Annotated in this window: 6 protein-coding genes; all 6 read right to left on the bottom strand. The window is 54.8% G+C overall.

What is annotated here, in order from left to right; translation table 11 throughout:
• Nucleotides 1-2: 2 nt before the first annotated feature.
• Genes SD10_RS09120 through SD10_RS09095 form a run of 6 tightly spaced genes read right to left on the bottom strand, consistent with a single transcriptional unit; the run spans nucleotide 3 to nucleotide 11956 of the window.
• Entirely contained in the window at nucleotides 3-401 is a 399-nt protein-coding gene (locus SD10_RS09120; RefSeq protein WP_046573521.1) for a hypothetical protein, read from the bottom strand.
• 32 nt (nucleotides 402-433) lie between these two features.
• Nucleotides 434-2860 (bottom strand): right-handed parallel beta-helix repeat-containing protein, encoded by a 2427-nt coding sequence (locus SD10_RS09115; protein WP_158500556.1) that lies wholly within the window; start codon nucleotides 2858-2860, stop codon nucleotides 434-436.
• A 24-nt stretch (nucleotides 2861-2884) separates the two neighbouring features.
• Nucleotides 2885-5050, bottom strand: a complete 2166-nt coding sequence (locus SD10_RS09110) for a hypothetical protein (RefSeq protein ID WP_046573519.1) — start codon at nucleotides 5048-5050, stop codon at nucleotides 2885-2887.
• 10 nt (nucleotides 5051-5060) lie between these two features.
• Complete coding sequence (locus SD10_RS09105) at nucleotides 5061-7202, bottom strand: hypothetical protein (RefSeq protein WP_046573518.1); 2142 nt, start codon at nucleotides 7200-7202, stop codon at nucleotides 5061-5063.
• Nucleotides 7203-7204: 2 nt separating this feature from the next.
• Complete coding sequence (locus tag SD10_RS09100) at nucleotides 7205-8923, bottom strand: hypothetical protein (RefSeq protein WP_046573517.1); 1719 nt, start codon at nucleotides 8921-8923, stop codon at nucleotides 7205-7207.
• A gap of 3 nt (nucleotides 8924-8926) precedes the next feature.
• On the bottom strand, nucleotides 8927-11956 hold the full coding sequence (locus SD10_RS09095) for a hypothetical protein (RefSeq protein WP_046573516.1): 3030 nt from the start codon (nucleotides 11954-11956) through the stop codon (nucleotides 8927-8929).
• Nucleotides 11957-11958 lie beyond the last annotated feature (2 nt).

Below are 11958 nucleotides of genomic sequence, written 5' to 3'. Positions count from 1 at the left end.
TTTTAGGCGTTTGGTTTTGATTTGAAATAGGTAGCAATCTTATCGTACTTGCTGAGGGCTTCGTCCGCGATGATGCCCAGCCACGACACAATGGTCTGGACGGGCTTGTCGCGGATCTGCTCGCCCACCGTGTCCATGCCGCCGAGCCAGTAGTTGGCTCCGTAGGCAATGGGAAAGCCAAACATCCACACGTCGTCAAGGACAAAGAAGGCGGGAAAGAGGGCACCCAGTATTTTAAATCCGAAGAACCCCGACGTAAACGAGACGATGGCCCCGGTCAGCCCCTCGGCGACCGGTATTTGTTTTTGCCGAATCGCGTGAATGGTCGCTCCGGCAAACAGAGCAAGCACTAGAAATGCCTCACCAGGTACGGCTTTTAGTTTATTGAGGGCTTCGAGCATTGAAAGAGTGAGTTGAGTGGTAACTTGACTTTTTAATTCAGCGGTATCCAGTCGGCCGAGGAACTAGTTCCAGCGGCCTCGTACACTTTTTTATTGACTGTGTCAATGAAGCGTTGCCCAAAAAAGCCGGGTACGATTGCCGGAGCGCCTGTTCCGGAAACGATCTCCAGCTCCTTCAAATAATTGACATCGGTCACGTCGTCAAACTTGTTCTTATAAGCCCGACTCGCTGTTCCACTGATCGAATAGGAGGCTGTGCCATTGGCTTTAAACTTGTTGTTGGAGATGGTAACACTGCTCGAATTGTTGACATTGACACCATATCGGTGATTCCAGGTTGTAAAGCTCGCAACACGGCCAATGATGCAGTTGTCGACCGTCACACCGCCCGTACTGGCATCAATGTATATGCCGTCACTTGTACCTAGTATGCGGTTATTATCGGTTATCGCCATGCCCTGAATGTGGACTGACGAAGGGGAATTGACACCCGAGATAAGGATGCCCTGGTAATCGCACTCGCTGGCTCTCCCGCCAACGATATTGACGTTTGCGCCATTGGTGATGATAAACCCAGGACCATAGCGAACCTGTGAGGCTACGCATCCGGTCATTGTCGTATATTTATTTATACTACCATTAATGATATAGAAGCCCGCTCCTGTCGTATTGTAGGCCGTACAGCCGACTAAACTGGCCTGACGGTTCCGAATCTGAAAGCCAAACGAAACCTTTGATTTGCCACCCGTAGCCGTACACCCTATATACAATATCTCCTCGCCAAGCTGGTGACTGTCGAAGTGGGTGAGTGAAGATTCCGAACTGTGGCAATTGGAAAACGTCATGTTTCGGGGAACTCCGTACACGCCCGAACTGCCGAGCGTTGTCGTCGCGTGACGCACATTTCTAAACGTGCAATTCGTTGTAATTACATTATAACAGGCTCCCGAAAAGCCTATTCCGTAACCGTAGCGGCCATTATTCGGGTCGTCGATAAAGTCGGTACATCGAACCCGGTCAATCTCAGATTCCCAGGTGTTTTGTATATCGAACCCGGCCTCGTCGCTGCCCTCTGCGGACACGTTGACGATGCGTAATTCACTACAAAAATTCCACGTCGTTAGCGCCACTAAACGCGTATTGGGAATGTTTTTTAGCTTGAGATTGGATAGCGTAAAGTTGCTGATTGGGATAACCTTTTCAACTTTGGCCGTAGCTAACGTATAGTTTTCGGGGAGCGGATTCATTAAGATCGTGCTGTCTCCGTTAACCCGCGCTACTCTGACGATAAACGCCTGTTTGTTGCCGTCGCTGTTGCTTAACCAAATATCCTCGGACCGTACTCGTATCCAGTCACCCGCTACGAACGGGCTTGTTACTGTCGTGCGAATGAACTGCTGGCTACGTAGCGGCTGAATAACCATACTGTAGGAGGTCGGCGAGACGGTACCCTGTGCATTGATTACCCCCGCATTACTATTTTGCAGTAAAACAGTGCCGTCACCCTGTCCGGTGAGTTCTACTTTACTTCGGGGAAGTAGAGCCGCATTCAAAAGAAACGTGCCGTTCGGAAGTTCGACCGAACCCCCACCGCGAGCCGACTGAGCGTCGATTGCCTTCTGAATGCTTATGTTATCGTAGGTTACCCCGTTGCCATTCAGGACGTACCAAGCTGCCTGTATTTTATTGTCAAACAGCCGAACCCAAACGCCCCCACCTGGCTCCGAAAATGTAATTCCGTTATCAACCGTCCCGCTGGCGGCATACACAAACGTTCCGCCCCGAATTTTATCACGGACCACGACCGACGTACTGGCGTTGCCCGGCGTATTGTTTAGTGCATTGATGTCGGCCACATGAACCACGCGGGCGGCGAGGGCCGAGGAGGTAGTTGATTTGTCGAAGTTATAAACGTTTTTCCCAACCCATTTGCCGGTAGTATCGTTGATATTAAACTTTGACGCCAATTCAATCCGGTTTGCTTTCTTAGAAATTGTGTCAGCACTTAGGTAAGACGGAACACCTTTCAAACCCGTAAATGAATCGGTCCCCGCTACGACGGCGTTAACGATTGTCATGTTGTCGGGTGCCGTCTTAACCGTATTGCTTTCACTTACATCATACCGCCAAACCTGCTTATAGGCATTGTCGATCTTGAGTTTTATTCTGGCCTGAGCTGGAATTAAGCTGACATTGGGAAACCGAACTGTAATTATTCTACCCGAACGAGTTACGGTAGGCTGGTAGGGCGTCGCGGCCTGTCCGCCCGTTACGTAATACGTTTGAACCGTAACGGCTTTGGCGGAATCGGACGGGTCGAGCGTGACGGCGAACTCGTCGGGATTGCCTGGGAATACAGGTCGGATTGACTCGTACACAGTGCCGATTTTAGTTGTCGTCTGGGCGAAGCTGGTCAGGCATGACAGCCCGGCCAGCATGGAAAACAGAATCTTTCTCATTTTGTACATTGTAGGTTGGTAAGATTAGTTGCTACTCGGTCCGGAAGGGCTACCCGAAAACCAGTCGACTTCGAGGCTTTCGCCAACGGCTGAAGCTCCATCACACGTAAACCGGACCTGAGTGATGATTTGCCGCCACTGCGGCCGGTCGGAAAAATCAAGCTCTTTGACGTGCCACTGTCCATCAGCGATGAGCGAGAAAGTTTTGGCATAATCGTCGCCCACGGCTGCGCCTTCTGGGAATCGCTGATCCCATAGGGGCGTCCCGTTGGTATATCCGGCCGCTTGTCGTGCCCGCGTCCACCGGGCGACCATGTTTACGTTTAGCCGCGTCGACGAGGTGTACCGGTAACGCATGTACGTTTTCTTGATAGAGCCATCCAAGGCGACGGCGGGCGTTACGATCTCACCCTCGTTCGAAGTCCAAACTATAGGCCCCCAAGTTGACCGTGTTTCCTTGTAGCCGCCGTCGTTAAACCAGCGACCGCCCCACCCCTGACGGCCCGATTTGTTAAACTTGTATTCCAGTGTGCGTTTCCAACTGGTGTACTGGTAGGCTTTGGCGCGAATCTCGGCGAGCGTACCCACAACGAAAATCAGCGAATGTCGCCACTTGATATTGGCATCCAGCATCTGAAACGGGTAATACGCGATGTACGTACTTGACAGTAAACTACCCTCGGCGTTGTAAGAACCCTTGCTTTGAAATTGGCCCATTTGCCCGGCTGGTGTTTCCAGTATGATGCCCTGACAACGGCCCGTCGCTGGATCACAGCCTGCCATCCAATTTTCGGTCATAAATGTTGCGCCGGGCGTCATACCCGAATTGTCATCTAATTGGAAAGACCGAGGGCTTGCATTCTGGTAGGGCGTATCACCATCGTAGAAGTAAATCGTGCTATAATTGCCATTTAAATAATCGCACGGCGCTTCCTGGAACCGGCTCTCCTGTCGTTCATTCTGTCCGCTCGATGGTCCGCGATTGAATTTGGATTCGTACCAGACCCGCATTTCATTGCCGTTGACGCGAATCCATTTTTTAAACACGTCGCCGGTTCGTAGCCCGTTGCCGTCCCATTGGTTGGGTTCGATAGCCGTAAATAGCGTTGTACCATCGTTGCCGTAGCTGATCAACCGACTTGGCGTTTCGTATACATCACCCGTTTCATTAACGTTGTCACCAATGCCAAGCGACACGCCGTTATAAGTCCACGGAGCCGGGTAACGGTACAAACATTCGTTAATTGAGCGCCCGTCATTGACTGTGCCGAGTGGGTGTCCGTAATCATTCCCCGAACCGGCCTGAAATATGGGCACGTTCAGGGTGTTATTACCCGTTGTTTTATCCGTGAAAAAACGGATGCCACCGGCCAGCCCCTTATCGGGTTCGTGCCCCTCTTTTAAGTCGAGCGTGACTTTGATCTTATCCGTTTCGAGTGACGCCCGGTAGTCCGAAGGAATTGAGGCCGAGGGTAAGTCGGCAAAATTGAACGCCCCCGCAACGAAATCGCCATCGCTGACGCCCGTACCCGAACCGGGCGACGTCGTCGTACTACTCGGCGGGCCGGTCGTCGTGCCAATGAGTGAAATAAAATTCGCGCCTGTTGTGGCCGAAAAGACTTTCGAGTACGTCGCCCCCGAACTGTTTTTCGTGGTGATGCTAAACGAGGTCGGCGCTTTGTTGATCTGCCACTGCCGGTTGTAGATGCCGTTCGAGATCGTCGCGTACCCTTTGAAGTCGCCCGATGCAATGGTCACCCCGTCCGGGTTGGTCGTGACGAACGTTGTCTTGGGTGAGGTATCGAAGGCCATTTGCGAAACATCGCCCGCCGTCTGGACAGTCAGTGTCGTACCGTCGTGGCGGTACTGTAACCCCGTCAGCCAGCTAGGAGCCGAAACCGAAAAACTACACGTCGGCGCGATAAGGGGCGGAATTGTTCCAGCCGGAATGATGCAACCCGACGAAACGACCGTGAGCGTTAGTTTGCCCAGGGCTACGTCGTTTTTTAGTGCCGACAGGCCCGCGTCGTTGAGCGGATATTTGGTTTTGTCGCGGGTAAACTTGATCTGGTAGGGTGTACCGGCAAATCCCGTCGCGGGCGCGATGGTAAATACCTGTGTGCCCTGGCCGAGCGCCAGAACCGACCAGAGTGAAAGCAGAAAAAGGAGGACTGTTTTTGTCTTTTTCATGGAGATGGGATTAATCAGTCAGTGCGGGCGGAGTTGGGTTTGAGGTAATTTTTGCTTCGCGGTAGTCGCCCCGCCAGGTAACTAGCTCGGCTCGAAGGGTCTGGAACTGGAAGTAGACGTGCTTACTCTCGAAGGCAGGAAAGTCAACGGGCAGTTGCCAGTAGTCGAGGAAGGTTTTGCGACCATCGAGCCGGATCAGGTATGAGGGCGAAACGGCCGAGCCATTGTCGACCCAGACCAGTACATCGGTCGTGTGATCGACGTCCTGACAGGGCCACTCGCCCCGCATCCAGATCGTACGCCGGCCGTCTTTAACACAGTGACCACCCCGCAAAATGGGTTTGCGGTAAAACTCCTCGTCGTCGCTGCGGGCCGAGACAAGGCCCTGATTTTTGAGCCACAGTTTGGGTTCGATGAGCTGATACGGTGTGTCGAAAATCCAGTTGAGGTTCGCGGCCCGCTGGAATCCCTTCGCGTAGATTTCGACCGACGCTCGGGCCTTCGATTGTTTGTTGTTGTCCGCGCCGAGGTCCGTTCTAGGCTGGCTGTCCATCCAACCACGCATGTAGTCAGCGTTCAGGTACATGCGAATCGCGTTACCTTCCGTCCATTCAGGATCGAGGGGCCGCGAATTGAGCATGTCGAATTCGGCTTGGTTGAGGCCCGTCGAGTCGAGCGTCGAGCCCGATTGTGCCTCGGTATCGAGCCGGAATTGCTCGATAAACCGAACGCTTTCGTAGCCAGCGCCCCGAAGGTTTGACATGGGCAAATGCACACTACCGGCGCGAAAAAACCAGTTCGCGTAATTGGCGGCTTCGTAGCCATAGCGTTTGATCATCGCCAATTCGTTGTCGTCCTTGTAGATGACGGTTGCCTGACCACAGATCGTCGCGGCCCGTTTGTCAGTCCGGTACACGAGCCCACCATTGGATACGATCAGCGCCCCATCGCCGTCCTTTTCGAACAGACTTTGTCCATCGCTGGTGTGCTGCATGTAGTGACCGACGCCCGCAAAGGCTTTTCCGGCGAGTACCAACGCGCCGAGGTCAGAGGGAGCGCCCAGCGGGTTATTTTGTAAATTGCCCCGGTACGGCTCGTTAATTGTGCCGTACGACAGGTATTTGGGGTAGCCCGTCGCCGAGTCGTTGTCGTCAAAAAAGTACGGTCCCGTCGCGCACAGATTGCCGAAATCCGACATACCCGACTTCATGGGCTTACCGTCAACCTCGCTCAGTCGGATAATCTCTTTGGTGATCCAGCCCACTTGCCGGTACCACTGGGCGACATAATCGTACGGGCTACCCTCCCGAATCTTCCAAATTTCATGGTTGACGGAAAAGTACTCCACACCCCCACCCTGTTTGTCAGGTTGCAGAAAGTCGATATACCATTGAGCGGCATACAGTTTACAGGTGTCCTCGTCGTCAATAAAGAGGTGATCGCCCTCAAAGGCGGGATTTAGTGTTGACCAGTCGTAGAGTTTTTGTTTAGACGGATGGCCATCGGGCAACTGATCAGCGGCTCGTTTGGCGGCTGCATAGTTGGCGTACTCCAGCGCCCGTTTAAATTGAGCCGGATACGCCTGCCCGTTGGGCCACTGGGCCGACTCGGAGGTATGGGTCCAGCCGCGACCGATGAACGCGTTATCCGTATCAAGGGTATACAGACCGCCCGGATAGATCAGAATTTTGCTGCTGTGGGGAGCAAACTGAGGTATCCGTTTGGCCAGCGCCGTATTCAGGGCCGTCTGGGCCGCAAAGGCGTAATGGTTACCCGTTGGGCGAGGTTTGGCCTGAGCGACCGGCGTCAGGATCGGCGCGGGTGTACTCACAAAACTATGTCCGGCAAAGTCACTCCCGACCCGCTCAAACGTGTAGGAGGTATCGAAGCCATCCCCGGAGGGCAGCGACTCGCCATCCTCGGTATAGTTCGAGTTATCGCCCTGCACGACGATCTGACTCAAGACACACCCTTTGGATGCGAGGTGAAAATCGGTCGGAACGAATCCCTCCTGCAGCATCGTACCGAGGGCCGCTTGCGCCTGGGCAATCGTGGGGCGCTGGCCGCACGTCGTGCCAAGGGCTACGGGTAAGTAGCGTTTGGTGCCATCTGAGAGGGTCACCTGACAGTAGTCGTTGTCTGTTAGTGCCATGCTTAGTTTGCGATAAGGGGAATGGTTTCCCGGCTTGTGACGATGCCACAAGGGGAGGTTTGTACGAGTACGTAGGAGCCGTTATTGCCGTCCTGTGGTAAGGCCAGATTGAAGCCCCAGAAACCACCTTCGGCGGGCCATCGGTAAAAGGTGCCGTCTGTGATATGCTCGGCTCTATCGTCGCCGTACAGCGTGTCGCCGATGTTCAGGGCGTTGGTTGTACCCCGGCACACATCAAATTTTGATTTGGAGCCAGTGATACCAATGTTTGCCACGGCTTCGGCCCGTGTGGCAAATGGCCGAACGGTATAGGGAACCGTACCCATAGCGACCGTTTCGTCATAATATTCGTAGATGACGACAATAGGCAGGGCGTTGATCTGATCCTCGGTTAAGGCGAAATAGTTGGTACAGGGATTGACTGGGCGATTGACGGTCAGTAGCCAATCGTCATTCGTTGCCAGACCAAAGGAATTGACACCCTTGTTTCGCACGACAAAGGCCGCATTTGCAAACGAGCCCCCGATTTTGAGTCCGCGCGTCGCCGGGTCGTAGGTAAGGCCCAGCGGTAAGGGTAATTCGGCGTTGGTTCCCCCATCGTACTTTTTGGGGATGACCGTAACCGTATCATTCGGGTTATCGGTCGCGAATTCACCCGCGACGAGAATAATCGTCTGGTCGCCCGGCGCGGTGATCAATACATCCGGCTGGGCGTTAACAACCCTGGGTGCCGTATTGGCGACGGCCCCACAGGTGATGGTGTTTAGCGCGCCCGTATCGCTGGTCGCTTCTGTCGAAGACGTACCCCCGAATACCCGCCAGGTATGCGGCTTGCCGTCGTTGAACTGAGCGGGTTTCGGGAAGGTAAAGCCAAACGTCGCGGCCGTCGTCGGATGGCCCTGGCTGACGAGGTAATCCCGAACGTCAGTCCGGGCAATGTTAGCTGTGATGGTGCCGACGATCTGGCCGTCCACCTCAATTCGAACCGACGCGGGCGTCGATAGGTCGGTCAGGTTGGCGACCCAGCCTCGCAATTCGCCATAGGAGCCGTTTACTCCGCATACATTGGCGTCGAGTCGAAGTAGGTATACCGGAAGTGTATCGACCGTATTGGCAACGAGCGAATACAAATCATCGACCGAAACGACCGTCAGGCTCGGCTGGATCGCGCAACTAAGCGCCATTTCGCAAAACTTGGCTTTGGTTGCGGCCGAGGACGAATTATAGAGAGCAAACAGAAATGCGTCTTTTTCGGCGGTACTCGAATTGGCTAAAAGACTCGCCAGGGTGACGCTGGCACTACCGGGCTTGATGGTCAATTCACTATCGACAACCTCGATGATCAGCGACTGACCATTAACGGCATCCTCCAAATTAAAACGCGGAATACCCAGCGACAGAATCAGCTGGAGCGTTTTTAGGGCCGTCATCGCCTTACTGTCATCTTCGCCTTTGATGGCCTCCGGATTGGTCACAATCTGAATACGCCCCGACTGTTCCTCACTGGCCAGGGGTACGTCGGTGGAGTTTAAAAACTCCTCACGAGTAACAAAATTTTCGGTCAGATCGACCGGGATCTCGTCGCCCCCTTCAGTGGTGAGCGCGAATCCGGTGTCGGTCGCGGCTCCGGACACAATGAGCAGGTCGGCGTTGGCGTTAACCACCTCCTTGACCGTCCGGATGATGTTTTGATCGGGGATTTTTTGCGGGCTTTGGGCCATTGGCTATAGCGGGTCAACGTCGATAAATCGACATAATTCAATCCGTCGCCTGGTGCGCTCGTCGGCCGCTTGTGCCTGTTCGAGTGTCCATCCGGCGAATTGTCCGCAATCCAGCCCTGAAGTCGTGTCTCCTAAATCTAACGCCGTTTGGCGGAGTTCAAAAATGGCCTTCTCGTCATCGCGGCTATACTCGACGCTATTGAGAAACCCCGCCACCCGAATGCCGCTTTCGTTTAACAGGCTTATATAGCCGTAGTTGGGATTGACCGGATCGCCATTGTCGTCAGTCTCGCTCGGCAACTGCCCGGTGTGGCCAAGGCGGAGACGCTGCGTTTGCTGGTGAGAGAGTCTGACCGAAAACTTAATGAGTCTGGGCAGGTAGAGTAAGTCGTCGATCAGCTCATCGACCGCGACCGGCGCTGACTCGGAGACCCGGCCCGCTTTACCGCAACTATCCCCGGTCGGCAAAACCGTAACGACCGATTTGTTATTGGGAATCTTGGTTTTGTTGACGGCTGCGTACAGATCGTCGGTCGAAATACTGCCAAACGAGATATTGACGTTATCCGACACGCCCGGCGACGGGATGACCTCTTTGACAAAAAAGCTCCACGGCTGGTTATCGGGAGGTGATACGGCCAGAACGGTGTAGGTGCCCGCGTTGGGCGTGTTGCCGGAGATGTCCACCGTCATACCAGCCGCCAGCCAGTCGAGGTAAATGCCCGTCGTGACAACCTCAAAAAATAAAACCTGACTAAAGCCGACGCGGATCAATCCCGATTCGGTGATGGGCTTTTTGTTGATGGCATTAAACTTGTCTTTGTTGATCAGACACCCGGCCCAAACCGGCGCGTTCTGCAGGAGCATCCGGCCCGGTGACAGTCTCAGATTGAGCGTATCGTCAGGCGATACCAGACCCGTAACGGTATCGAAGTCGGCCCCCGTTTCGGGCTGAAGCGACAGACTACCCGCTGCGGGCGCAATCCCGGCGACGGGAACAATCTCATCGACGATGTCCTCGGCCACATAAAACGACCAGGGGCGCTTGGACGCGTCCGAAATGAACGTCACCCGGTAGGTACCTGCATTCTGCACGGAGCCGCTAATCGTTATACTCTGGCCAACCGTCAGCCACGAAATGACCGTGGGTACCTGCACAATCGAATTGAACGCCCCTCGCAAAAACGTAACGATACCCGAATAGGCGGGTATGGGCTTACACTGCACGATGAAGACTTTCTCGTCGAACGACGTGCTGTCTTTGGGCGTGTCGGCAAACTGCTCCCTGCGCGTCTGCTCGATGGCCAGCGACGAGGCAATGAGTTTACTGGTGAGTGGCTTTTTGGCTGATTCGTGCCGGATGGGCGTTGTTACCTGGTGGGTCGTAAACAGTTCCTCCAGCGAGCCCGCCCCATCTTCGGCCCATTGCTGGTAGCCGACCTCGACGGTGCTGTAGATTTCACTCGTAATCGTCTCCTCTTTGTAATCCGACACCTCGTCGAGCCGAAGCAGTTCGACGGGCCGGTAAAACTCCTGTACGGGCTCCATACGGACGATCTCGACCGGGTTGCCGTCGTTGTCCAGTTCATTACCAAACGCGACGCCCATGCAGTCAATGACCGACAGGCTTTCGACCGTGTCCTGCATGGAAATAGTCAAGGGGCGCTCTAGTGGCTTGAATTGCCGGACGGCAAACCCGTTGAGCAGCACTCTTCGCGCTCCGCATCCGTCGACGGGGTAGCGGTCCGACGCCAGTCCGTAGTAAGCCGAGCGAAACCGATCGGTTTTGCCGGTAATGACCGTGAGGGCCTGATTCAGTGCGTCACCCACCGGCAAGCACCTCGCCGACGTGGCCGAGTTGGTCGATTTGCCCGAAACGGTAATGCGCGTCGTTGTTACCTGAAGCCGAACGGCCGTCTGCTGAAGCTCGTTTTTGTTATGGGTAAACGAGAGCAGGCCGTACAGGAACAGCTTGTCGCCGGGCCGTGTGTCGATCTCGACGTCGAGTTTGCCTGCTGAAATGATCAGCACGTCCGCTTCGCGATAGTCACTACGCGGTGGACGTTTGCCGAGCCCCTCAGCATGGGGCGTCGTAACATCCCAGTCCTGACGAGTACCATCGGCCCGAACGAGCGTTAGTCGCGACGTTTGCTGGTAGCCCGTCACTTTGGCCGCGCCAATGCTGACGGTGCGTTTTTTGACGCTAAAATTGAGTTTGTAGCCCAGTTCGACGGATACTTTCCTTACTCCGCTCGATTTGAACTTGAACAGCCATTCGTCGTTAGGGACCGGCCCCTCGGTTTCCGACAGGCCCATCGGACGACCGCCCGCAAACTCCTCGATTTCGGATACCTGGGGCTGGCTGGTGTCGAACTGTACCCACAGATGGCCGTTGGTATCGCCCTGAAACGACTGCTCGACGGATTTGCCGCCAACGACATTGCAGGTAAACCGCTCGTCGAGTGACTGAGCGGTCAGCGGAATACTCTGGAATGTGGGCGGTGTGATTTGCGCCCCGTCGAGGGTGCGGCTCGTCGAGAGCTTAACGGCCGTTTCCCACCTGGCCAGTACCCGGCTTTGCAGGGTGTTTCTCTCTAACGCCCCCGTCACCCGTCGCTGGCTGGTTTTACGCGTCGACAGGTTAAGTCGGCCCTCGTACTCGATTACCTCGAAGGCGTCCACGCCGACGCCAGCCGGACCGGGTATGTCGGGTACGACGATACCCGCCTGAAACAGTAAATCAGCGTCCTCGCCCTCTGCGCGAAAAATCGACTCTACGAAGTCGCGACCCGAAAAGTTGTTGAATTCGAGGGCAGTTTCGGAGGTCGTATATTCGTGATTGACCCCGTGCATGTCGCCCCGCTTGAGGGTAAATTTTGCCGACGACCAGCCGACCGGCTCCTCTTCCAGATCAAACGGCGTCCGGGTGCCATCGGTCGCAATGTGGACGAGTCGGCAAAACGGCGCGAAGTCGGAATACACCCCGGGCAACACAAACGAGCGGCCCCAGTTGTCGAAAATTGTCTCAGTCATAA

Source organism: Spirosoma radiotolerans, from assembly GCF_000974425.1.
Lineage (GTDB): Bacteria > Bacteroidota > Bacteroidia > Cytophagales > Spirosomataceae > Spirosoma > Spirosoma radiotolerans.
This window is presented reverse-complemented; position numbering and strand designations above follow the sequence as displayed.

Bases quoted from the DNA above. Each gene is read 5' to 3' on its own strand.
- SD10_RS09120 (WP_046573521.1), bottom strand. From the start codon at position 401: ATGCTCGAAGCCCTCAATAAACTAAAAGCCGTACCTGGTGAGGCATTT.
- SD10_RS09115 (WP_158500556.1), bottom strand. From the start codon at position 2,860: ATGAGAAAGATTCTGTTTTCCATGCTGGCCGGGCTGTCATGCCTGACC.
- SD10_RS09110 (WP_046573519.1), bottom strand. From the start codon at position 5,050: ATGAAAAAGACAAAAACAGTCCTCCTTTTTCTGCTTTCACTCTGGTCG.
- SD10_RS09105 (WP_046573518.1), bottom strand. From the start codon at position 7,202: ATGGCACTAACAGACAACGACTACTGTCAGGTGACCCTCTCAGATGGC.
- SD10_RS09100 (WP_046573517.1), bottom strand. From the start codon at position 8,923: ATGGCCCAAAGCCCGCAAAAAATCCCCGATCAAAACATCATCCGGACG.
- SD10_RS09095 (WP_046573516.1), bottom strand. From the start codon at position 11,956: ATGACTGAGACAATTTTCGACAACTGGGGCCGCTCGTTTGTGTTGCCC.